The organism is Terriglobia bacterium (assembly GCA_020072565.1).
Lineage (GTDB): Bacteria > Acidobacteriota > UBA6911 > UBA6911 > UBA6911 > JAFNAG01.
The window spans coordinates 196128-218498 of the sequence record JAIQGI010000002.1; the positions used below are offsets into that span (position 1 = coordinate 196128).

The following is a 22371-nucleotide window of genomic DNA, read 5'->3' on the forward strand; positions in this document are numbered from 1 at the left end:
AGTACCTGTTCCTCGTGCTGATCCACTGTTTTTTTTGGGACTCGGATCGGCAAAAGTCAAAAAATCCTCGATTTTTTTGACTCTTACGGACCCGACCCCTCCTTTGTCAGGCTGTTGCGAGCTCTTCCTCGAGCAGCTGTTTCTGATAAAGCGCCGCGTAGGCGCCGTCGCGGGCCATCAGGCTCTCGTGTGTGCCCTGTTCCACAATGACGCCGTCCTGAAGTACGATGATCTGGTGCGCATCCTTGACCGTCGAGATGCGATGGGAGACCAGAATCGTAGTCCTGTCCTTCATGACCTCCTTCAGCCCTTGCAGGATCCGTTCTTCTGTGTAGGTGTCGACGCTCGAGAGTGAATCATCCAGAATCAGGATCTTAGGTGATCGGGTGACGGCGCGGCTGATGGCGACCCTTTGCTTTTGGCCTCCCGACAGGGTAATGCCCCGCTCGCCGATGAAGGTCCGCAACCCATGGGGAAAGTTCCGGATGTCGTCTTCGATCGCGGAGATGCGGGTGGCCCAACCCGCTTCCTGATCGGAGATCCCTTCTTCCTTGCAGAAGGCGATATTGGCGCGGATCGTATCGGAAAACAGGAACGTTTCCTGGGGCACATATCCGAGCATTCTCCGCAGTTCCCGGAGTGGCCACTGGCGCACATCGCGCCCGTCGACGAAGACTGTTCCCGGCGGCGGATCGAAGAGGCGCGGGATCAAATTGACGAGCGTCGATTTGCCGCTCCCGGTGTGGCCGACGATGGCCAGGGTCTGTCCTGCCGGCACGGTCAGGCTGATGCCCCGGAGCACCTGGCGTTCCGAGTTGGGATAGCAAAAAGACAGGTCGCGGATTTCGAGAGTTCCCCGGGCCGGACAGGGGGCAGAACAGGACGTGGCGTCCTGAATCTCAGGTTCCGTATGGAGTATACGCAGGATGCGATCCATGGAGGCCGCGCCGCGCTGAAAGATATTGATAACCCAGCCGGTGGCGATCGTAGGCCAGGTCAGCATCGACAAATAGCCGAGAAACGCTACGAACTCTCCCAGAGTGAGATGCTTGTGAACGACTTCACGCCCTCCATACCAGAGCAGAGCCACGGCGGACAGTCCGATAAGGGCCGACATCATAGGGTAAAAAATTCCCCAGAGCCGGATCAGAGAGACGCTGCGCCTGACATAGTCCTCGTTCAGCTCCCTGAACACTTCGATTTCGGAGTCCTCGCGGGCAAATGCCTTTACCACACGAATGCCCGCGAGATTTTCCTGAACTCTCGTGCTGATGTGTGAAAACTGCTCCTGGATGCTCTCGAAGCGGTCGTGAATCTGCCTGCCGAATTTCTTGACGCCCAGGGAAGCCAGCACCAGCGGAATATAGGCAAGGAGTGTGAGTTTCCAGTTCAAGCGGAATAAAACCGCGGTTGCGACCACGACCGTCACAAGGGTGGTAACCGAGTACATGATTCCGGGGCCCAAAACCGACCGTACGGCGTTCAGGTCATTAGTAGCCCTGGACATGACATCGCCCGTACTGTGGGTCTGAAAAAAGGACAGCGACAATTTCTGCAGGTGGGCGAAGAAGTCGTTGCGCAGATCGTATTCGATCTCCCGGCTGGCGCCGATCAGTATCTTCCTCATCCAGAAGCGGAAGAATCCCTCCACCACGGAGATGCCAAGTATCAGCGCAGCATAACCGGGGAGTTTTCCGGGCGCGAGGGTGACCTGAATATCATCCACCACATACTTCAGCACCCAGGGAGAAACCATGCTGGCGGCGACGGTGCAAACCACCATGGCGAAACCGAGCGCCAGTTTTGTCCGGTACCTGCGCAGGTAGGGTATCAGGTGCAGAAGACTGTACTTGTTTTGCATTAACAGGTCAGCTCAACTACTTCGTCGCATATCCTTGTAAGGCAAGGAATCCCCCTGGCGCAATTTGAAATCAACGGAGTAGCTTCCGAATTGCCCGGTGTAGTCAGGATATGTCAGGTGAAACGAGGAAGTTGCGTCCGGCGCGATCACCTCTGTGTCCATTCGTACCACCGCGGTTTCCAGCAGGCTCCCGTCCGCGGCATAGAGGCGCACCGTCGCATCGAGTTTCTCAATGGGCTGGGTCGAAATATTACGGATCACCCCTCGAATGTGGAACTCCTTGCCCTTGGTCTCGTCGCCAAGATAAAGGAGCGAGATCCTTTCCTGGGGCAGAGGGGGCGCATTTCTGAGCCGCAGGTTCAGGGCCACGCGGTCAATGGTTCCCGCAGGCAGCAGAATCAGGATAAAGCCGGCCGCGACGCAGAGAGCGAGCAAAATGAGAGCGCCGCGCATCACATCAGCCAGAATCGTAGAGCCGGAGTGCACGGAGTGTTCAAACATCTGCGGACCAGCCGGTGCGGGCGCGGTCTCAGCCGGGGCAGCGTGCGCGCGCGCCTTGCGAACCCGGCTGCTGTGGAGCTGATAAAGGAGGAACGCCAGCACCAGCAGGATTGCGAACACCACCAATCCCAGGCGTATCGTAAGCGGATTGTATGTCAGGAGCAGGGTGGGCATCGGGCTAGGCGGCAGGCCGTTTCTTTATCGGCGGCGGAGGTGTAGGTTTCTTGTCCCAAAATCCTTTATTGTCCTTGAACTCGGGCTCCGTACCGAGCAACTTCATGCTGATCTTGCCCAGGACACGTTTTTCTACAGAACCCAATGACTGCAGTTCCACCCATTTTTCCGCGCCGTCGGAGTTCCGGTTCAGGGCCTGGATTTTACTCCGGACCGTGACGAGCGTCTCGGAGGGCGATACGACTTCGAATGACGTTTCGACCACGTACTGCGCTCTAAGCCAGCTCCCGGTGATGGTGTCGGTTTTGATCGCGATCTTATCCACTTCGGAGGAGGTGAGCGCCCCTGAAATGAATTCGTAAGGCCGGGTGATCAGACGCCCCGCTTTGGGATCATCGAGCTCAATCCGATAGCCTAATTGCTCGAGCACCGCGCGGGATGCGCGCATGACCAGTTCCCGCCTGTTTATGAACTTGATCGGATCGGGAAGGGAAGGTTTCGCCTGCTGGGCCGGCACAGGCGAGGCCGTCGTCATCATTCCCAGGACCCACGTCACCAGGAGTACTTTAACGTATTGATATATCATAGACTTTCCGTGCACGCCGCAATCCTATCATCCTGCTTCCGTCAAGTCAACCGCGGTCAAAAGCGACACAACATCCACGAAGAAACCTGTTTTCGTGGATTTCGTACTAATTACCTACAAATCCTCGCGATCTAGGCAAGAAAAGCAAGAGATCAACGCTGAGGTCGCAGAGGCCGCGGAGGATTTTCGCTTCTGCGTGAGCTTTCTTCGCGACCTCGGCGTTGAGGCTTTCGGTTGCGGATATTCCGCGCCGTGTCATTCATGGCGGCTCTGTCTTCGCTTTTGGTAGCGTGCCACGGCAAGTAGGTGTGACCGCAGATTCCTGGAAAAAGCGTGCGTGCCGTCATTTCGGGATACATAGTAGAAATAGTCGCTCACTGCGGGGCCCAGGGCTGCCTGAAGAGAAGCTGCACCGGGATTCGCAATCGGCCCCGGCGGGAGGCCGGGGTGGACGTAGCTGTTGTAGGGGGAGGAGATTCCCAGATCCTCTTTGCGGAGATTGCCATGGTAGGTTCCCGCCAGCTTGAGGGCATAGATTATGGTCGGATCGCAGGCCAGCGGCATTTTCGCGCGCAAGCGGTTCGTCAGTACGGAGGCAACCAGACGCCGTTCGTCATCGGCCTTGGCCTCCTTTTCGATCATGGACGCCAGCGTCACGATCTGAGCAATGGTCCAGCCGGGCGGGAGCGGGTCGGCCGCACGCATCGTCGAAAAGCGCGTCCGGAACTCCACGACCATGGCCTTCAACATTTCCTCAGGTGTCGTGTGTCGCGAGAAACGGTAGGTATTGGGGAAAAGATAGCCTTCAAGACTCGCGGCTCGGGGATCGAGATCGGAAATCCAGTCAACCCTGCCGAGCAACTCATCCATTTCCTTCTCGTTGCCGAGACCGCTGCGGGCGATGAGGGCAACGGTTTCCTGCGCAGTCAGACCTTCCGGAATGGTGATGGTGCGGTAAAAGACGTCACCCTGAACCAGACGCTGGACGACCTGTGCCGGACGCGCCGGCGAACTGAAGCGGTATTCGCCTGCCCGCAGGCGCCGGCCCAGCCCGGTCCAGCGCACATAGATGAGGAATGGCAGCTTGTGATGCAGTATGCCGCCGGCTTGCAGCGCGGCACCGATTGCGTCGGTCCCGGCACCGTGCGGGATGTCGACGAAAGTTTCGGTGCCTTCGGCGCCGTAGTAAGGGGTGGCGAGCTCCTGTTGCAGCCAGAGCGCGGCTGCTCCCGTGAGTGCCAACAGGCCCAGGATTATTCCGGCCAGCCAGCGTCGCACTTCTTATGCCTCCCTCAAAAATCGCTCCAGAATGAAGGCGGCGGCTAGCGAGTCGACTGTGCGATACCTGCGCTGCTGCCGGGCGGTCATGTCTCTCCACATTTCTGCTGCCTCAACAGTCGAGAGCCGCTCATCCACTTCCCACACGGGCAGACTCAACTCCTGGCGCAATTGTCCCATAAAGTGCCGGACCCGTTGTGCCGATTCGCCGGCGGTGCCGTTCATGTTAAGCGGGAGCCCCACTACAAGCGACTCGATGGCGTGCTCCTTGACCGAGGCCTTGAGCCGGTGGAGTAAAGCGCGCCGGTTTTGGTTCGGGATGGAGGGGAGCGGGCGGACCACTATACCCAGCTCATCACTTGTGGCAAGCCCGACGTTCCTGCTCCCATAGTCCAATGCCAGGATTCGACCGCGACGCACGCAGTCATTGGACCACAAGCTCCGGATACCGTCAACCAGCCAATAAAGCCCAGCCCCGAACAAATTGGCGCGGGCACAGCCGCATCCAAGAAACCTCAACGCCAAGTTCGCTGAGAGCGCCGAGACGGCAGAACACTTAACCTGAATCACCCATAAAGCAGAAGCGTACGCCCGTGAAGAGCAACAAAATCGGACGCGGATACACGCATGCAGGAGCTCCTGCACGCCGACGAAGGCCGAACGATCGGCGAGGGTCAGCGTTTTTCCGCGTCCAAAACCGCATTTTGGTGGCACATTCATGAATGACCCGGGTTAAGGCTCTTGCCTGCGGCGCAATGGCCCGGAGGGGCTCGGGCGCCTGTTAAGGATTCTCCCGTGGAATTGTTTGCCGCTGGGACGGTAATACTATATAATTCTGCAGTTTCGATGTTGGGCTGTCGGAGGAACAATGCTGCGAAAAGGTAAGATAGTGGTTTTTGTATGTTCGGCGCTGGTCGTCCTATATTGTATTTCTGCGGCCTTTTACGAAAAGGTTTCTGCCGGGAATGAAGCCTACCCGGCACTTAACGTCTTCATGGACGCGCTGGCGAGGATCGACTCCGACTATGTGGAGGCTCCGGACATGAACAAAGTCCAGGAAGGAGCCATGCGTGGATTGATCGAAGCCCTCGATCCCTACAGCACTTTCCTCACCGCAGATCAGGTTCGTGGCCTGGATAGCCGCAAGGACAAGACCGCGGATGTCGGCGTAGTTCTGTCCAAACGTGCTAACATCATCTGTGTCGTCGCGACGGCACGAAACGGTCCTGCGGCGGCGGCGGGAATGCGTGCGGGTGACTACCTGGTTTCCATTGATGGCATAAATGTGGAAGACAAGAGCATTATCGAGGCTGAAAGCCTTCTCCGGGGAGCTGCGGGGAGCAAGGTGAAGGCAACGGTTTTTCGCGGATCCCAGACAAAGCCGACCGAGCTTGAGATGGTCCGCAAGAACGAAGAGCCTGTTGCCGTCGGCTCACGCATGCTGGACGGTCATATTGGAGTGCTCGAGATCCCCTCTCTCTCAGCGCCGGTACTGGAGCAGGCCCGGATCAAACTGAAGACCCTCATCTCCGCCGGGGCGCAGAAATTGCTTCTGGATTTAAGGGACTGTGCAAATGGAGAGCCGGTCAACGGAGCGGAGTTGGCCAATTTCTTCCTCAAGAGTGGTGGGATTTATACCAGCAAAACACGCGGCGGCGAAACGGTCCTGGACGTCAAAGCGGCCCCTGAAAAGTTCATTACGGACCTTCCGATGGTGGCATTGATTAACGGTTCAACGGCAGGGCCGGCCGAAATTGCTGCCGGAGCCCTCCAAGGCAACGGAAGGGCGTTTGTCGTCGGCGAGAAGTCTTTCGGGATCGGCTCGTTGCAGAAACGGATAGAGTTGAAAAGCGGAGCGATGCTGATCCTGTCTACGGCCAAGTTCTATACGCCGGACGGCAAAATGATTGAGAATGACGAGACTTTGCGGGATACCGGCATCAAACCGGATGTGGAGTCGCCCGATGAGGATCGGCTTCAGAGTCTGCTCGTGGATGCATACTTTGATGCGCAGGACGACGCTGCCAAATACAGGCAATTGGAAGACAAAGTGAGTCAGGAGCAGTTTGACAAGGCCCTTGAGGTCCTGAAAAAGGGTGTGGTGCCCCTTAAACGTGCCGCATAGCTGGAATTGGCTGGGAATAGTGTTGACACCTTTTCAGCCTTTCTGATAGCTTTAGTCCCTGTTTTTTAGGCGCGTAGCTCAGGGGGAGAGCACTTCCTTGACGCGGAAGGGGTCAGCGGTTCAAATCCGCTCGCGCCTACCAGGCCACCGCACAGGAGCCATGACCCGTTTAGGGAAAACCGCGATGAAGGCTGCGCCCCGGTTTCAAATCATTTCCTCCACGCAATTTACAAACTAATGAACAAGGAAGGTGTGCACCTTTCTTCTGGCCTCGTGCTCCGAGGCGTCAAGAGTGAGGGTTCACGTTAAAGTTATGGCGCTGAAAGTAATATATGCTGACGGCAGAACGGGGGAGATCGACGATCCCAACGAGCAGCTGGAGGTATATCGCCACAGCACTTCGCATCTGATGGCGGCGGCAGTGAGCGCGTTGTTCCCGGGCACACACCTGGGCATCGGGCCGGCCATCAGCGAGGGCTTCTACTATGACTTCGAGCGTTCGGAGAGCTTCGGCGAAGCCGATCTTCCAAGAATCGAAGAGAAAATGAGGGAACTGGTCGGGCAGAAGCTCAAATACGAACCCAGCATCATTTCCCAGCAGGAAGCGGTCGACTACTTCTCAGGCCGGGGCGAGCATCTCAAGGTCGAGCTGATCCGGGAAAAGGCGGGGCAGACCCTCTCCTGCTACCGACTGGGTGATCTGGTCGATTTTTGCACCGGCCCGCACGTTCTTTCCACCGGTTCGATTGATCCCCAGACCTTCCGGCTCCTCAGCATCGCCGGTTCGTACTGGAAGGGCGACGAGCACAACGAGCAGCTGCAGCGGATTTACGGAACGTCCTTCATGACGCGTGCCGAGCTGGAAACCTATCTGATTCAGATCGAGGAAGCGAAGAAGCGGGACCATCGCAAGCTGGGGCGTGAACTCGACCTGTTCAGCATCTCCGAGGAAGCGGGGCCTGGTCTGATCTTCTGGCACCCCAAGGGCACGCGCGTGCGCATGGCCATTGAGAAATTCCTCACGCCCGAGCTCATCAACCGGGGCTACGACTTCGTCACGACTCCGCATGTGGCTCGCAACACGCTCTGGAAAACCTCCGGGCACTACGAGTACTACCGCGAGAACATGTACGTATTCAACATCGAGGACGAAGAGTTCGTCATCAAGCCGATGAATTGCCCGGGCCATATCCAGGTGTATCAATCCAGGATGCGCAGTTACCGTGACCTGCCGCAGCGCTATGCCGAGTACGGAACGGTGTACCGCTATGAGAAGAGTGGTGTTTTACACGGCATGCTGCGGGTGCGCGGCTTCACCCAGGACGACGCCCATATCTTCTGCACCCGCGATCAGGTCTATGGTGAAATCCTTGCCTTGTTGGATCTCGTTCTTTTCGTGATGAAGAGCTTCGGATTCGACAGGTACAAGGTGGAGCTCTCGGTTCGCGACGAGGCAAAGCAGGAGAAATATGCCGGTACTGCGGATGATTGGGCCATGGCGGAGGGAGCCCTGGTACAGGCGATGAAAGACAAGGGCATGGAGTGGAAGCGCATGGAAGGGGAAGCGGTCTTCTACGGTCCGAAGATCGATGTCAAACTCATCGACGCGATCGGCCGCCCTTGGCAACTCTCGACGGTCCAGTTCGACTTTACCCTGCCGAAGCGTTTCGATCTGAAGTACATAGGGCCGGATGGCCAGGCGCATCAGCCCGTGATGCTCCATCGTGCGATCCTGGGCTCCGTGGAGCGTTTCTTCGGGGTCCTGATCGAACACTATGCGGGTGCTTTCCCGATCTGGCTCGCGCCTGTGCAGGTTACGGTGATCCCCATTTCGGAACGTCATCATGCGTATGCACAGCAGGTCAACATACGGCTTCGGGAAGCCGGGTTGCGGACGGAACTTGATGACAGAAGCGAGAAGATGGGGTACAAGATTCGCGAGGCGCAGACGCAGAAGGTTCCCTATATGCTCATTGTCGGCGACAAGGAAGTGGAGCAGGGCAAGGTCTCGGTGAGGAATCGTTTTCAGGGAGACGAGGGCGGCCAGACATTGGACAGCTTTTTGGCCAGAATCAGAGAATATATTAATGCCCGGGCGGCGCGTCCCTAGCCTCGGGACGACAATGCGCTTCCCCAACAGCGAGAAGGAGGTCGACAATCAAACAAATCAGAGTTCGCATAAACGAGATGATTCGGGCCAAGGAAATTCGCGTCATCGACGAGAATGGCGAACAGTTGGGGATCATGGCTCCCGAGCAGGCTCTCGCCAGCGCACGTGAGCGTGACCTGGATCTCGTTGAGGTAGCCCCAGGCGTCACGCCGCCCGTATGCCGCATCATGAATTACGGCAAGTTTCAGTATCAGAAAAGCAAGCGGGCGCACGATGCAAAGAAACATCAGAAGCAGGTGGTTCTAAAGGAAGTCAAGTTCCGGCCCAAGACCGAGGAACATGATTACCAGTTTAAAAAGAACCACATCGTCCGTTTTCTGACGGATGGCGACAAGGCAAAGGCTACGGTTGTCTTCAGAGGTCGGGAGATGACTCATCAGGAAATCGGTCGCCGGCTCATGGAGCGGCTCCTCGGCGATCTGGTAGAGCTTGCCGAGGTGGAGAAAGCTCCCAGAATGGAAGGGTACGCACTGGTAGCGATCTTCGCACCGAAGAAAAATTAGTTCTGCCCCGGCTTTTGCGGCGGGACGGATTGCGCGAAACCGAATGACTGGATAAGGAGAGAGTTGTGAGAAAGCGGAAGACAAACCGGAGCGCGGCCAAGCGCTTCAAGGTGACGGGAACGGGCAAGATCGTGCGTCACCGCAGCCACCACCGGCATATCTTGACCAAGAAGCCGCGCAAGAGAGTCAGAAAGCTGGCGACTGCGGCGCTGGTGAGCAAAGCCGACACCCATCGCGTCAAGAAGATGCTGAACATTTAAGTGCTGCCGTCGTCCCCGCAGGAATGGGGTGACAAGGCCGCCATACTTTGGAGTGTAGAAATGCCGAGAGTAAAAAGAGGAAACAAGCGGATCGAGCGGCGCAAAAAGATCCTCAAGCTCGCCAAAGGGTACCGCCTGACGAAAAGCAAACTGCACCGGTCTGCGCGGGAATCGGTCGAGCGCGGGCTGCGCTTCGCATACCGTGATCGCCGCACCAAGAAACGCAACTTCCGCCGGCTTTGGATCGTGCGGGTCGGCGCGGCCGCGCGGCACAATGACATGTCCTACAGCAAGTTTATGCTCGGGTTGAAGAAGGCGTGCGTCGAGCTTGACCGCAAGGTTCTGGCGGACATCGCCATCCAGGATCCCGAGACGTTTACCCGCCTCACGGAAACCGCGAAGGCGGCACTGGCGGCTGCGTAGGATTGATTCCAGTTCGAACTATGGAGCGCCCGGTGTCCGCGCCGCCGGGCGCTTTTTTTTAAGAGTCAGGCGTCAGAATAGAAGTCGGGAAGCGACTGCTGGTGGTTTGAAGTTATTTCTCGATGCTCCTATTCAGGCTCTGATGCGCAATTTCCGGCCGCCGATCCGGATGTTTGCTGCTGACTCCTGACCCCTGCTTTCGGAGGCTGTCGATGAGTGCTTCGATCGAAGAACTACGCGAACAGTTCGAAGAGGATCTGTCCCGAGCGGCGAGTCTCGATCGGGTGAAGAGCGTGCGCGACAAATGGCTGTCGCGGGAGAGTGGCATCATCACCGGCGAGATGAAGCGGCTTAGGGATCTTCCCAGGGAGGAACGCCCTGCTTTCGGTCAGGCGATGAACCAATTGCGCGAATTCGTCGAGCACCGACTCGCGGAGGTGCGCACCGCAGTCGAAGAAGCCGAGGTGCTGAAGAGCCGCAAACCCATCGACGTCACGCGGCCTGGCTTCCCTTATGCGTTGGGCGCACAGCATCCGATTAAGCGCCTGCAGGAAGAAATCGAGCAGGTCTTTCTCAGCCTGGGCTTCAAGGTTTTCGATCTTCCCGAGGTCGAGACCGACTACTACAACTTCGAAGCCTTGAATATGCCGCGCAATCACCCGGCGCGGGATGCGCAGGATACCTTCTATTTCGATGACAACCTGCTCTTGCGCACCCACTGCTCCACCGTGCAGGTGCACTCGATGGAAACGATGAAGCCCCCGATTCGGGCGGTTTGCACCGGGAGGGTTTATCGCAGGGATCCCTTTGATGCCACCCATTCGCCCATGTTCAACCAGGTCGATGTTCTCGTGGTGGACGAGGGCATTACCATGGGCGACCTGAAAGGAACGCTGGAGATCTTTCTTAAGCGCGTCTTCCATCCGGATATCCGCATGCGCCTGCGCCCGGGTTTTTTCCCCTTTGTGGAGCCCGGCGCTGAAGTCGATATCAGCTGCATCTTCTGCCTTGGAATCGGATGCCGCATCTGCAAGCAGAGCGGCTGGATTGAAATCCTGGGTGCAGGAATGGTACATCCCAAAGTGTTGCGCATGTCCGGCGTTGACGACTCGCGATTTTCCGGATTTGCCTGGGGCATGGGCATTGACCGGGTGGCTATTCTCAAGTACGGCGTCGATGATATCCGCCTCTTTTTTGAGAACGACCTCCGGTTTTTGAACCAGTTCTAAACGTTCAAGATTGAAGGCTCAGCCACGGATTGCGTGGAGCGGCATTGCCGCAGATAATAATGGGCAGGATCATGACCGCCAGGACGCCAGGACACCAAGAAGACCCGGTCCCCTCGCGGCCCGGCGTCCCGGCGGCTTGACGGTCTCCCTGGTGCGACATTATGAAGATCAGTATCGAGTGGTTACAGGAGTTTCTCGATTTGCCGGAGAACCTTACCGCGCTGCGCGAAGACCTGACCATGGCGGGCCTTGTGGTCGAATCGGCCTCCGAGGTCGGTGGCTCTCCGGTACTCGAAGTCGAGGTTACATCGAACCGCCCCGACTGCCTTTGCTACCTTGGAATTGCGCGGGAAATCGCCGCGCGTTACGGGAAGCGGCTCAAGCCTCTTCCCACAGCCAAAGTGCTGCGCGTCTCGGAGGAGAGGATACCGTACTCGATCGAGATCCGGGATCCGGACCTTTGTCCACGTTACGCAGGGCTGGTTCTCGACGGCATCCGCGTGGCACCGTCTCCTGCCTGGATGCAGCGCCGCCTGGAAGCCTCCGGCATGCGGCCGGTGAACAACATCGTGGACATCACCAACTATGTCCTGCTTGAACGCGGCCACCCGTTGCACGCTTTCGATTTCGACCGTTTGCATGAAGGGAGAATTGTCGTAGCGCGCGCCCGCCTGGGACAAAAAATGGCGACCCTGGATGGGGTAGAGCGTGAACTGGATGAACAGATGCTGCTCATCCATGATGGTGCCGGGCCGGTCGCCATTGCCGGCGTGATGGGCGGCCGTGATTCGGAGATCGGCGACACGACGCAAAGGGTTCTGCTCGAGTGCGCCTATTTCCAACCTGCATCGATTCGACGCACCTCGAGGAAACTCGGGCTCTCGACGGAGGCGAGCTACCGCTTTGAGCGCGGAGCCGACTGGAACGGGCCGCTCGCCTCCATCGCACGCACCTGCTACCTGATGCGGCGGCTTGCCGGCGGGCACATCGCCGGGAGCGTGCAGGATATTTATCCCGCACCGATCGCGCCCGTCCAGATCGAACTCGCCCGCGTGCATGCCGAGTCATTACTCGGAGTCAGCCTGACGCCGGCATTTGTGGAATCCACTCTCAAGCGCCTGAATTTCAAACCTGCGCGCAGGGGTAAAGGAAGGTGGCTGGTTCAGTGTCCCTCCTACCGGGCAGACATGGAACTGGAGGCCGATCTCATTGAAGAGGTTGCCCGCTTTTATGGATACCAGAACATACCCACCACCGTCCCGGCGAGCAAGCGTGCCGGCGAGCCATCACCCATTCATCCCTGCGAGCGGGCTGCCAGGCGCATTCTCCTTGGCTTGGGCTACAGTGAAACCATGAACCTCAGCTTTGCCGGCGAGCAGGAAAACCGCCGTTTCCCGCCGACCCAGGGACAGCCACTCGAAATCCGGAATCCGCTGACGGAGGAAACACAATTCCTGCGGGGATATCTGGCTCCGGGATTGATCAGGACCGCAAGGCACAACTTCAACCACAATCAGCGCGTGGTGCGCGTCTTCGAGATCGGAAAGGTGTTCCACCGAAAAGAGGACGGCACCGTTGTCGAGCGCAACACCCTGGGGATTCTCGGGACTGGCGCTGCGGCCGGACGGAACTGGCATAACAATGCCGCCAACTATGATTTCCATCACCTCAAAGGCGCGATCAGCGGACTGCTGGCAGGATTGCGCTGTGCGCCGGCCGACATAGTTCCCACTTCGCAATTAGTCTGGCTCGCGGATGCCGGCGCCGCTGCACTCATGGTGGACGGCCGGCGCTTCGGAGTGATGGGGGCTCTACATCCCGATCTCGAAGAGGAATTCAAACTGAAACAGCCCGTGTTCCTTGCCGAGATCGACTTTCAGGGACTCTACCCATATCTGTTTTCGCCAGTCCGCTTCGAGCCTCTGCCCCGATTTCCGGCGGTGGAGCGTGATATTTCAATTGTGGTTCCCCAGGACACAAGCTATGGCGAGTTGCGGCATGGGATCCTCGGTTTGGGGATCCCTGAATTGGCCACTCTGGATCTAGTGGACGTTTACGAAGGGGGCCAGATTCCTTCGGGCAGGGTGAGCATGACCCTTCGGTTTACCTTCCTCGATCGCGAAGCGACCCTCACAATTGACCGGGTGCAGGGCTTTAGCGATAATATCCGGTCCTTTCTGCGTGACCACTTCGGCGCCGAAAACAGATAAGGTGAACATGACCGAGAAAAACAGTCAGTTGGAGCTCACCGGTCTGGAGCGCTTCGGCCATCTTGAAGACAAGATCTTTCGGGTGGTGGAAGCTTTCAAGGCCATCCGACAAGAGAATGAAACCCTGCAGGCCGAGAATCAGAAACTGAAGAATGAGATGGAGGCCTTGCGCCAGAACGAGGCCGGGTACAGCCAGAATCTGGCTCAGCTCCAGAAAGAGCGGGAAGCGTTGCGCGAACGGGTGGAAAAAGCCCTGAGCCTTCTGGCGACGTTAGAGGTAAGATAATCCCGCGGTGCAGATATGCTGCCAGCAGCGGGGTGTGCCATGACTGATCCGCAATCCGGCGTCGTCAACGTCAAGATTTACGATCGTGAGTATGCTCTGCGCACCAGCGGCGATACGGAGCGACTGCGCTCTCTATGCTCCTGCCTCGATACGCGGATGCGCGAACTGGCTGCCTCGTCGGGCTCGGTCGACACCTTGAAGGTGGCGGTGCTGGCCGCCTTGAGCCTCGCCGACGAACTCTACCGCTCCCGAGAGGCGCTCCAGAACATGGATGACGCCGTGAGCCGCCGTTCTCTCGCCTGTGTGTCGATACTTGACCGCTTCCTCTGTTGATCCGACCTCCGACTTCAGTAGTTGTTCAGGGCGTTCCTCAAGCGAAGGGGAATCAGAAGTCTGGAATCATGCTGGGATATTGATGCGAGTAATGGAGATAGCTAGTCCGCTGGACTCTTCGATTTCGACGACGGCTCCGCAAAAACGGAGATTGCCCGACGCCGGCTCCAGGCGAGCAGGGATTTGTTTGAGGAATCGTTCCAGTGCGAGGTCGGGTATTGATCCGATGACGGAATCGTAGGGGCCAGTCATGCCGAGGTCCGTGATGAAGGCGGTGCCCCGGGGAAGGATCCGTTCGTCGGCGGTCTGCACATGAGTGTGGGTTCCGACCACCGCGCTGACGCGGCCGTCCACATACCATGCAAACGCCTGCTTTTCGGAAGTCGCTTCGGCGTGAAAGTCTACGAGCACCACCTTGGTCTGCCTCCGCACCTCTTCTACCGCAGCCTCTCCCACGGCAAAGGGACAATCGATGGAAGGCATGTAGACGCGCCCCTGAAGGCTGATCACTGCAACGCGCACGCCGCAACGGCTGTCGCCGATGAAAAGTCCCGTTCCAGGCGCAGCCGGTGGGTAATTGTGCGGGCGCAACAGCCTCGGCTGCTGCGTGAGGTAGGGAAGGATGGCGTGCTTGTCCCAGATGTGGTTGCCGGTAGTGAGTACATCGATCTCGGCCCGGAGGAACTCCTCGGCAATCTGGGGCGTGAGGCCGAAGCCGCCCGCGGCATTTTCCACGTTGGCGATGCAGAAATCGACCTGGTGTGTCTGGACCAGCCCCTGCAGCTTCTCAAAGAGGGCTTTTCTGCCAGGCTTGCCGAAGATGTCCCCGATAAACAAGACGCGCATGTGAGATTTCGTCCGTGCTCTCAGGCCCAAGGAGAGTGCTCGTCTCGGGCAAAAAAAAGCCCCCGCGCTGCCGTGTGGCATCATCTATTTGAACCTTGTTGCCAAGGGGGTATCCTGCGCTCCGCATCAGGCAATCAAGTTCCCGCAGGAAAAGTTTGCTCACCGCGGAACGACTCAGACTCCCATCAAATAGAATGTTGGCTCAAACAAAGTTTGCCATCACCAACATTGCAGGAGCACCTCCATCATACCGAATGCTCCTGGCAGATTCAAGAAACTCAAAATCTCAACGCGGGGGGTGCTGTGGGCGCATAGACAGGACATCGTTTTTTTTCCGGATCCTCTGGTCCCCGACGTTGCGGTTTCAGGTACGGATATAGCTCCTGAGGAAGCGGCCGGTGTAGGAGCGGCGGTTTGCAATCAAGTCGTCGGGAGAGCCTTCAAACACGATTCGGCCTCCACCCGATCCACCCTCCGGCCCCAGGTCGATGACCCAGTCCGCACTCTTGATGACATCGAGATTGTGCTCGATGACCACCACGGAATTCCCGGCATGGATCAGCTTGTCGAAGGCGGCCAGCAGCTTGCGAATATCGTCAAAGTGGAGACCAGTGGTCGGTTCATCAAAAATGTAAAGGGTGTTTTTGGCGCTCTGGCCGGATATGAAAGCTGCAAGCTTGATTCTCTGGGCCTCTCCCCCGGACAGAGAACCTGCAGACTGGCCCAGGCGCAAATATCCCAGGCCGATATCTTCCAGCACCCTCAGCTTCCGGACCAACTTGGCGTGTCCGGCAAAAAACTCGATGGCCTGATGGACGGTGAGGTCAAGCACCTCGGCGATGTTCTTCCCTTTGTACAGCACCTCGAGGACCGCGCTCTTGTAGCGCTTCCCCTTGCAGTCCTCGCAGGTCAGCTCTACATCGGCCAGAAACTGCATCTCGACGGTGATGGTCCCGCTTCCCTGGCAGGTTTCGCACCGGCCCCCGGCCAGGTTGAAGGAGAAGTGGCCCGGCTGCAGGTTGCGCGCGTAAGCGTCGCGGGTTCCCGCAAAGATCTGGCGGATGGCGTCGAAGGCCTTGATGTAGGTCACGGGATTCGAGCGCGGAGTTTTCCCGATGGGTGATTGATCCACGAGCACGGCCTCGATAATCAGATCGGCGCCGCGCAGGCCATCACATCCGTCATGTGTTTCAGCCGCCTGCCCCTTGGCTTTTCTGATTGCGGGGTAGAGCACGTCGCGAACCAGGGTGGATTTGCCGCTGCCGCTGACGCCGGCGATACAGACAAAGACTCCCAACGGAATGCGCACGTTCAGGTTTTGGAGGTTATGCTTGCGGGCATTGATGATCTCGAGATAACGACCATTGCTCCGTCGGCGGAAGATGGGCGTGGGAATCTTCAACTCACCCTTTAAATAGCGCCCCGTGAGGGATTCCCCCGCTTTGCACAGGCCGGCGAAATTCCCCTGGTAGACAACCTGCCCGCCGTTTTCTCCGGCTCGGGGACCCAGATCGATGACGTGGTCGGCAGCGCTCATGATCTCGCGGTCGTGTTCGACCACGACCACAGTATTGCCCATGGATTTCAGGCTCTCCAGAATCTCGATGAGACGCCGGCTGTCGCGCGGGTGCAGTCCAATACTCGGTTCGTCGAGAACGTAGAGCGCCCCCACAAGTGTCGAACCCAGCGATGTGGCCAGCTGGATGCGCTGCGATTCGCCGCCAGAAAGGGAAGAGGATAGTCGATCGAGCGAAAGATAGTCGAGCCCTACGCGGAGCAGCAGATCCAAACGGTGGCTGATCTCCTCCAGGATTTTCCGCGAGATCGCCTGCTGCTCGGAGGTGAGCTGCAGGGATTGGATGAAACCGGCGCTCTCGCGGATCGTCATGCGGGCGACCTCCGAGATGCGCCTGCCCCCGACAAGCACATCCCGCGCTTCCTGACGCAGTCTCTCCCCGTTGCAGCCGGGACAGACCGCGTAGCCGCGATAGCGGCTTATAAAGATGCGCACGTGCATCTTGTATTTTTTCTGCTCCAGCAGGTCGAAGAATCCCCGGATGCCGGGAAAGCCGCTCTTGCCGTTGAGGATGCGATCACGGTGCTCCTGAGGCAGCTCCCGCCATGGGAGGTCGATGTCGATCCCTTCTTTCTGCGCAAACTTGAGCAGTCTGTTCTGGAAGCCGCGGTAGCGCGGCTTGGTCCACGGGCTGACGGTGCCCCCGGCCAGGCTCTTCGATTGGTCCGGGATTACCAGATCGAGGTCGAGGGTGACGGTGTTGCCGAATCCCTGGCACTCGGGGCAGGCTCCAAATGGATTGTTAAAGGAGAATAAACGGGGTTCAGGCTCCTCACAGGCGACGCCGCACAGCTGGCATTCAAATCGTTCACTGAACTTCAAGAGCGTTCCGGCCGGATGCCGGACCCAGCGGATTTGCGGAAAGGTCGACGAAAGAAGACGCTCGTTCTCTCCGGGCGTATTGGAAGGCAGCATCAGCTCGATCCGTCCTTCCGACTCGCGTCCGCAGGCTTCGAGGGAGTCTACGAGGCGTTCCCGGACATCGTCCTGGACGGACAGACGGTCTACAACCACGAGAACCTCTTCACCGGGGCTCCTGCGCAGGGTCTCGACGGCATCCGCCAACTCGACTAACCGGTCACCGATAAGAAGCCGTACGAACCCCTGCTGCTGCAGCCCGGGGAGAATCATGGCCAGCCTAGCCTCCGGCGTGCGGGCCTGATCCTGTAACTGGGAGGCAGTAGGACGCCTCGGCGGCTTTGTCTGTGGCGGTCCGGGGGAAGTGCCGTCGAGCGCCAGCGGCATGCAGATGTAAAAGCGGAGCCCGCGGGGGAGGCACATTACAAAATCGGCGATTTTTTCCGGAGTATCCTTTTCAATCGTGCGGCCGCAGATATGGCAACGGGTAATGCCGATCCTTGCATAGAGCAGTCGCAGATAGTCGTTGATCTCGGTGACCGTTCCGACCGTCGACCTTGGATTCCGGGTGTAGCTCTTCTGGCGAATGGCAAGCGCCGGGCAGATCCCGCTGACTTCGTCGACATCGGGGCGGTCGACCCGCTCCAGGAATTGCCGGGCGTAGGCGGAAAGGGAAGCGACATACCTGCGCTGTCCCTCAGCGTATAGGGTATCGAACGCGAGGCTGCTCTTGCCGCTGCCGGAGACTCCGGTGACAACGGTGAGAGCATCCAGCGGAAGTTCGACCGTGATGTTTTTCAGGTTGTGAACTCTGGCGCCCACAACAGTGATGGCGCCGTCATGTTCTGCAGGCAATCGGGAATCTCCCGGCGACAGCATCCGCCTCAAGCCAAACTCTTAATGATATCAAAAAATAACAGTCGCGGATTCCACTGATTTCAGGAGACTGCGATTTATAGACCGTCGGGAAAAAGCAGGCGCGAATCGCATGCCATGGCGGCACTCATAAATCTCAACCCGGGCGCGCTGAGGTCGCGGGTGCCGAACTGTCCTCGGCTTCGGCTTGATCTTGAGTTGCGAAGTGACGTAAGTTTTCCTTCATGAAATCACAGGAACTGTTGATTACGGCGGTTACTCCCTCCATCGCAATACCGGGAGGCGAAATTTCGATTCAGTGCCGAGGATTCAGGCCCGGTCTTCCTTCGTCGGCCAAAGTGCGGTTCGGCGAAACCGAAGCAGTGATTGTCTCGGCCTCGGAGGATCGCGTGGTGACCAGGGTGCCAGAGCATACGAAGGCACTTGGGGTTGCTCTCAGTGTGAATGAATTGATGTCTCCGGTCTTCCCATTCACCATCGGCACCGTGCTGGCCACAGGGCTGCATCCGGTCGCCAATCCTGTGATTGCACCCGACGGCACGATCATTACTACGATAAGCGGCACGCGCGGACAGCAGAGCCCGCAACCGCTGATCCGGGTTTCACGAGGCGGGGAGGTGACGCCATTTCCCTGTGAAATCATGAATCCGACGGGTTTGGCCTTCGGTCGCGACGGTCAGCTCTACATCTCAAATCGGGGCGAAGGCACAGTTCTTCGATATACGGACTATGAGCGTCTCGACATTATCGCCGAAGACCTGGGCATTCCGTGCGACATCCTGTTCGACAGGGAAGACAGGCTCTATGTCGGTGACCGAACCGGCAAGATTCATCGCATCAATCCGGGCGGCACGCCGGAAGTGTTTGCCTTGCTGCCGCCGAGTATTTCGGCGTTTCACCTCGCCCTCGATGGTGAGGAAACTCTCTATGTGACGGGGCCCACTTTGGCGATGCGCGACCCTGTGTACTGCATCTCGCGAACTGGCGAGGTCACGCTCCTGCTGGAAGGATTGGCGCGACCCCAGGGGCTTGCGTTCAGCGCGGACGGCGATCTCTGGATCGCTGCCGCCTACGGCGGGAAGAAGGGGATTTTCCGGTATTCCTTGGTCTCGAAGGAACTTGTTTATCACATTGCCGGCCCGATGCTGGTGGGACTGGCAATGGACGCGCAGGACATATTTCTTGTGGACGGCGGCTCGGTCTACTGGATTCGAACGGGAGGCCTTTCCGGAAGGCTCAGCTGATTCATAACGACGGCAAGCAGCCGCGCATGATACGCCGCGGCCGGCAGCCACAACCGAAGAGAAATCCGGGATTGTGCCCCCGCAGGCCGCACCGGACTATGCGCGGCTGCTCTTGATATTCAGACCCGGGACAGCATGGCGCGCAGCGTTTCGGCCAGGATGCGCGGGCTCTGCGAGAGCAGTCTGGAGCGGATCTGTTGGTAAGACATACTCCCGGAAATCAGACTGTCAGTAATGCGCCGGACCGTGGCGCTTCGCCGCAGCATCTGAACGGCGCGGTGCGTGAATGCGTGCAGCAGAAATGTGCCCGCATAGAACTGGTCGCGCCACGCGGCCGCGCGCTCGAGTTCGGCGCCAAAATCGCGGCGCCAGTTCAGCTCATAGGCTGACGGGTCGCCGGCCCGCAGGGATTCCCCCAAGATTTCCGCAGATCGGAGGGCAAAATAGATACCCTCCGAGGTGATGGCGTCGACGAAGCCCGCGGCGTCGCCCAGCAGAGCCCAGTTGCGGCCGCAGGCACGCTGGCTGATGAGAGTCCTACGACTCAGGCACGGCACGCGAGCCGCAAAAAAGCTGTTTTTGGAGGCTACAGCGCCGGGGTAACGGGAAGAAATAAAATCGCTGACCCGCCGGCGCAGATCCACCGCCCTGGCGCCGGGCAGGCGATGAATGATTCCTATGGAGGCGTGGTCGACTCGAGGAAAAGACCAGAGATATCCATGGAAGCCGTTTTCCTGAAAGACAATGATAATCCTGTCCGGGTGATGGGAACCGGGCAGGTAGTGTCCGAGGGCGAGGGCGAGATCGCCGGCTGCCAGCTTGCCCGCCACGACCGCGCGCACCGAACTGTTCGCTCCATCCGCGCCGATCAGAAAATCGACCTCGTGGCAGGCCCCGGACGCCGTCGTGATCAGCCAGCCTTTGCGGTACGGCGTAAAGCGGAGCGCTCGTTCGGGAAAGAAGCGTGCGCCGGCTTCGAGCGCCGCGCTGCGCAAGGCGGCATCCAGGGCTGCGCGCGAAAAGATATGAATTGGCTGGCTGAGAGGCACCGCCGCAGACCTGCCCTCGAGCGTGGTCAGCTCTACCGTGCGGATCTCGCTGTGGGGCAGCTGCTGATCGCGAAACCATGGCATCGAGAGGAGGGCTTTTGCAGTGATGCCTCCGCCGCACGGCTTTTCCCCTGCCGTGGAGGGATCAAGGAGCAACACCTCGTGACCCAGACGCGACAGAATCAGAGCTGCGTACGAGCCGGCCAGACGCGCCCCCACAATGCCTATCCGCATGAGACCACTATAGCAGAAGTCGGGAGTCAGGGGTCAGCAGTCAGAGGGAAAGACGCCTGGCGCAACCGGGTGCGGGGAATTGTCAGCCCCGGCTGCCGCTTGATCCCGCGCATTCTGTGGAAATTGATGCCAGCAGCTTCTATTATTCTGACTCCTGGCTTCTTACTTTGATTTAGTTTGAGGTCCGTGGATGAGTTTCGGATTTGAGGTTATTCACAGGGACACAAGTTCATCGGCGCGGCTGGGGATCTTACACACCGCGCACGGTGACATCGAGACTCCCGTTTTTATGCCGGTGGGGACGGCGGCGACAGTGAAAGCGCTGCCCCACGAGTGGCTGGAGGAAGCGGGCTGCCGCATCCTGCTGTCGAATACCTATCATCTGTATCTGCGCCCGGGCCATGAGCGCATCGCGCATCTGGGTGGCCTGCACCGCTTCATGTCCTGGGATCACGCCATTTTGACCGACTCCGGAGGATTCCAGGTCTTCAGTCATCGCGAGCTGCGCAGGCTCAGCGAGGAAGGAGTCTACTTCCAGTCGCACCTCGACGGCAGCCGCCATTTTCTCAGTCCGGAAACGGTCATGGAAGTGCAGATGGCGCTGAGTCCGGACATCGCCATGGTGTTTGACGAGTGCACCCCATATCCGTGCAGCCGGGCGGACGCGGAACAGTCAATGGCACTATCGATGCGGTGGGCCGCGCGCTGCCGCGACCAGTGGCGGTGTGAGGCGGCCGTGCCCAGGGGACTATTCGGAATAATTCAAGGGGGCGTTTATCCGGATTTGCGGCAAAAGTCCGTCCAGGAACTCCTGGAGATGGGTTTCGACGGCATGGCAATCGGGGGGTTGAGCGTCGGAGAACCCAAGGACGTCATGCTGGAAGTCCTGGCGGCGACAGTGCCGCTGATGCCGCCTGAGCAGGCGCGTTACTTGATGGGAGTCGGCACGCCTGAGGATCTGGTCCGGTGCGTGGCCCTTGGCGTCGACATGTTCGACTGCGTTCTGCCCACGCGGAATGCACGCAACGGGTGCCTGTTCACCAGCGAAGGGCGGATTCTCATTAAGAATGCGGCCTATGCCGATGATGAACGGCCTCTGGATCCGGGCTGTTCCTGCCCCACCTGCCGCCGTTATTCCCGCGCCTATTTGCGGCATCTTTTCATGGCGGGAGAATACCTGTCGGCCACACTCAATACTCTGCACAATGTCTCCTTTTATCTTGACACAATGCGTAAAATAAGGGAGTCTATTAGGCTTGATTTCTTTGGCAAATGTCTGGAGGCACTGGAGAAACGGCCCGAATGAGCTCATGTGCTCCACAGCGGTTTCTCTCCACGATCTCAGGTCCAACCAGATCATCCTTCACTCCGGAAGCTAGGAAATTGATGGGCACCGGGAGGTACTTATTAGCGATATGCAACCCCCAACGATAGCGCAGCAAGGTGGTATCACGTCCATGCTAAATGCGTTTGCGCTACCTCTGATTATTGGCGTTATCTTTTATCTTCTTGTTTTCATGCCCATGCGAAAAAGACAGAAGAAGCTGGAAGCGTTGATCGGCGCGCTCCGAAACGGCGACAAGGTCATCACCAGTTCGGGCATTTACGCGGTGGTGGCAGGGGTGAAGGACAAGACACTGATTCTCAAGATCAGCGACCAGGTGAAAATCGAGGTCGCCAAGAGCGCGATCGCCGGATTGCAGGTTCCTGAAGACACTTCCCAAAGCGTATAGTGCGAGTCCTTGCCGC

Annotated in this window: 20 protein-coding genes, 1 tRNA gene and 1 other RNA gene; 13 read left to right on the forward strand and 9 right to left on the reverse strand. The window is 58.4% G+C overall.

Annotation, left to right across the window (positions count from 1 at the left end; translation table 11 throughout):
• Positions 1 to 106: 106 nt before the first annotated feature.
• From LAP85_01900 to ruvX, 5 genes are all read right to left on the reverse strand, one after another.
• On the reverse strand, positions 107 to 1861 hold the full coding sequence (locus LAP85_01900) for an ABC transporter ATP-binding protein/permease (GenBank protein ID MBZ5495129.1): 1755 nt from the start codon (positions 1859 to 1861) through the stop codon (positions 107 to 109).
• Between the two features lie 12 nt (positions 1862 to 1873).
• A complete protein-coding gene (locus tag LAP85_01905) occupies positions 1874 to 2536 on the reverse strand; it encodes an FxLYD domain-containing protein (protein MBZ5495130.1) in 663 nt (220 codons plus the stop codon).
• A 4-nt stretch (positions 2537 to 2540) separates the two neighbouring features.
• Entirely contained in the window at positions 2541 to 3122 is a 582-nt protein-coding gene (locus tag LAP85_01910; GenBank protein ID MBZ5495131.1) for a hypothetical protein, read from the reverse strand.
• Positions 3123 to 3377: 255 nt separating this feature from the next.
• On the reverse strand, positions 3378 to 4400 hold the full coding sequence (gene mltG, locus LAP85_01915; GenBank protein ID MBZ5495132.1) for an endolytic transglycosylase MltG: 1023 nt from the start codon (positions 4398 to 4400) through the stop codon (positions 3378 to 3380).
• Between the two features lie 3 nt (positions 4401 to 4403).
• Entirely contained in the window at positions 4404 to 4820 is a 417-nt protein-coding gene (gene ruvX, locus LAP85_01920; GenBank protein MBZ5495133.1) for a Holliday junction resolvase RuvX, read from the reverse strand.
• A 448-nt stretch (positions 4821 to 5268) separates the two neighbouring features.
• Between ruvX and LAP85_01925 the strand changes: the two genes are divergently transcribed.
• From LAP85_01925 to LAP85_01970, 10 genes are all read left to right on the forward strand, one after another.
• The gene (locus LAP85_01925) at positions 5269 to 6525 is read left to right on the forward strand and encodes a PDZ domain-containing protein (GenBank protein MBZ5495134.1); all 1257 of its coding nucleotides are present in this window, start codon (positions 5269 to 5271) and stop codon (positions 6523 to 6525) included.
• Between the two features lie 67 nt (positions 6526 to 6592).
• Positions 6593 to 6667: transfer RNA gene (locus tag LAP85_01930), tRNA-Val, on the forward strand.
• A gap of 150 nt (positions 6668 to 6817) precedes the next feature.
• Positions 6818 to 8635 (forward strand): threonine--tRNA ligase, encoded by a 1818-nt coding sequence (gene thrS, locus LAP85_01935; GenBank protein ID MBZ5495135.1) that lies wholly within the window; start codon positions 6818 to 6820, stop codon positions 8633 to 8635.
• Between the two features lie 47 nt (positions 8636 to 8682).
• Entirely contained in the window at positions 8683 to 9198 is a 516-nt protein-coding gene (gene infC, locus LAP85_01940) for a translation initiation factor IF-3 (GenBank protein ID MBZ5495136.1), read from the forward strand.
• Positions 9199 to 9263: 65 nt separating this feature from the next.
• Positions 9264 to 9458: a 50S ribosomal protein L35 gene (gene rpmI, locus LAP85_01945; GenBank protein MBZ5495137.1), complete on the forward strand. Its 195-nt coding sequence runs from the start codon at positions 9264 to 9266 to the stop codon at positions 9456 to 9458.
• 60 nt (positions 9459 to 9518) lie between these two features.
• Positions 9519 to 9881, forward strand: a complete 363-nt coding sequence (gene rplT, locus LAP85_01950) for a 50S ribosomal protein L20 (protein ID MBZ5495138.1) — start codon at positions 9519 to 9521, stop codon at positions 9879 to 9881.
• A gap of 212 nt (positions 9882 to 10093) precedes the next feature.
• Positions 10094 to 11110: a phenylalanine--tRNA ligase subunit alpha gene (gene pheS, locus LAP85_01955; GenBank protein ID MBZ5495139.1), complete on the forward strand. Its 1017-nt coding sequence runs from the start codon at positions 10094 to 10096 to the stop codon at positions 11108 to 11110.
• A gap of 161 nt (positions 11111 to 11271) precedes the next feature.
• Entirely contained in the window at positions 11272 to 13320 is a 2049-nt protein-coding gene (gene pheT / locus LAP85_01960; protein ID MBZ5495140.1) for a phenylalanine--tRNA ligase subunit beta, read from the forward strand.
• Positions 13321 to 13327: 7 nt separating this feature from the next.
• Entirely contained in the window at positions 13328 to 13606 is a 279-nt protein-coding gene (gene zapB, locus LAP85_01965) for a cell division protein ZapB (protein ID MBZ5495141.1), read from the forward strand.
• Between the two features lie 39 nt (positions 13607 to 13645).
• The gene (locus LAP85_01970; protein MBZ5495142.1) at positions 13646 to 13939 is read left to right on the forward strand and encodes a cell division protein ZapA; all 294 of its coding nucleotides are present in this window, start codon (positions 13646 to 13648) and stop codon (positions 13937 to 13939) included.
• 66 nt (positions 13940 to 14005) lie between these two features.
• Here LAP85_01970 and LAP85_01975 read toward each other — a convergent pair whose 3' ends face one another.
• The 3 genes from LAP85_01975 to uvrA form a co-directional block, all read right to left on the reverse strand.
• Entirely contained in the window at positions 14006 to 14785 is a 780-nt protein-coding gene (locus LAP85_01975) for a TIGR00282 family metallophosphoesterase (protein ID MBZ5495143.1), read from the reverse strand.
• A gap of 55 nt (positions 14786 to 14840) precedes the next feature.
• Positions 14841 to 15025, reverse strand: a non-coding RNA gene (gene ssrS, locus LAP85_01980) — 6S RNA.
• A gap of 124 nt (positions 15026 to 15149) precedes the next feature.
• Positions 15150 to 18098 (reverse strand): excinuclease ABC subunit UvrA, encoded by a 2949-nt coding sequence (uvrA, locus tag LAP85_01985; GenBank protein MBZ5495144.1) that lies wholly within the window; start codon positions 18096 to 18098, stop codon positions 15150 to 15152.
• A 221-nt stretch (positions 18099 to 18319) separates the two neighbouring features.
• Here uvrA and LAP85_01990 point away from each other — a divergent pair, with 221 nt between their 5' ends.
• On the forward strand, positions 18320 to 19339 hold the full coding sequence (locus tag LAP85_01990) for an IPT/TIG domain-containing protein (protein MBZ5495145.1): 1020 nt from the start codon (positions 18320 to 18322) through the stop codon (positions 19337 to 19339).
• Between the two features lie 119 nt (positions 19340 to 19458).
• Here LAP85_01990 and LAP85_01995 read toward each other — a convergent pair whose 3' ends face one another.
• Positions 19459 to 20622: an NAD(P)/FAD-dependent oxidoreductase gene (locus tag LAP85_01995; GenBank protein MBZ5495146.1), complete on the reverse strand. Its 1164-nt coding sequence runs from the start codon at positions 20620 to 20622 to the stop codon at positions 19459 to 19461.
• A gap of 190 nt (positions 20623 to 20812) precedes the next feature.
• Between LAP85_01995 and tgt the strand changes: the two genes are divergently transcribed.
• A complete protein-coding gene (tgt, locus tag LAP85_02000; GenBank protein MBZ5495147.1) occupies positions 20813 to 21928 on the forward strand; it encodes a tRNA guanosine(34) transglycosylase Tgt in 1116 nt (371 codons plus the stop codon).
• Between the two features lie 151 nt (positions 21929 to 22079).
• On the forward strand, positions 22080 to 22355 hold the full coding sequence (yajC, locus tag LAP85_02005) for a preprotein translocase subunit YajC (GenBank protein MBZ5495148.1): 276 nt from the start codon (positions 22080 to 22082) through the stop codon (positions 22353 to 22355).
• Positions 22356 to 22371 lie beyond the last annotated feature (16 nt).

Coding starts and splice junctions, on each gene's coding strand:
- LAP85_01900 (MBZ5495129.1), bottom strand. CDS start 1,861: ATGCAAAACAAGTACAGTCTTCTGCACCTGATACCCTACCTGCGCAGG.
- LAP85_01905 (MBZ5495130.1), bottom strand. CDS start 2,536: ATGCCCACCCTGCTCCTGACATACAATCCGCTTACGATACGCCTGGGA.
- LAP85_01910 (MBZ5495131.1), bottom strand. CDS start 3,122: ATGATATATCAATACGTTAAAGTACTCCTGGTGACGTGGGTCCTGGGA.
- LAP85_01925 (MBZ5495134.1), top strand. CDS start 5,269: ATGCTGCGAAAAGGTAAGATAGTGGTTTTTGTATGTTCGGCGCTGGTC.
- rplT (MBZ5495138.1), top strand. CDS start 9,519: ATGCCGAGAGTAAAAAGAGGAAACAAGCGGATCGAGCGGCGCAAAAAG.
- pheS (MBZ5495139.1), top strand. CDS start 10,094: ATGAGTGCTTCGATCGAAGAACTACGCGAACAGTTCGAAGAGGATCTG.
- pheT (MBZ5495140.1), top strand. CDS start 11,272: ATGAAGATCAGTATCGAGTGGTTACAGGAGTTTCTCGATTTGCCGGAG.
- zapB (MBZ5495141.1), top strand. CDS start 13,328: ATGACCGAGAAAAACAGTCAGTTGGAGCTCACCGGTCTGGAGCGCTTC.
- LAP85_01970 (MBZ5495142.1), top strand. CDS start 13,646: ATGACTGATCCGCAATCCGGCGTCGTCAACGTCAAGATTTACGATCGT.
- LAP85_01975 (MBZ5495143.1), bottom strand. CDS start 14,785: ATGCGCGTCTTGTTTATCGGGGACATCTTCGGCAAGCCTGGCAGAAAA.
- uvrA (MBZ5495144.1), bottom strand. CDS start 18,098: ATGCTGTCGCCGGGAGATTCCCGATTGCCTGCAGAACATGACGGCGCC.
- LAP85_01990 (MBZ5495145.1), top strand. CDS start 18,320: ATGAAATCACAGGAACTGTTGATTACGGCGGTTACTCCCTCCATCGCA.
- LAP85_01995 (MBZ5495146.1), bottom strand. CDS start 20,622: ATGCGGATAGGCATTGTGGGGGCGCGTCTGGCCGGCTCGTACGCAGCT.
- tgt (MBZ5495147.1), top strand. CDS start 20,813: ATGAGTTTCGGATTTGAGGTTATTCACAGGGACACAAGTTCATCGGCG.
- yajC (MBZ5495148.1), top strand. CDS start 22,080: ATGCTAAATGCGTTTGCGCTACCTCTGATTATTGGCGTTATCTTTTAT.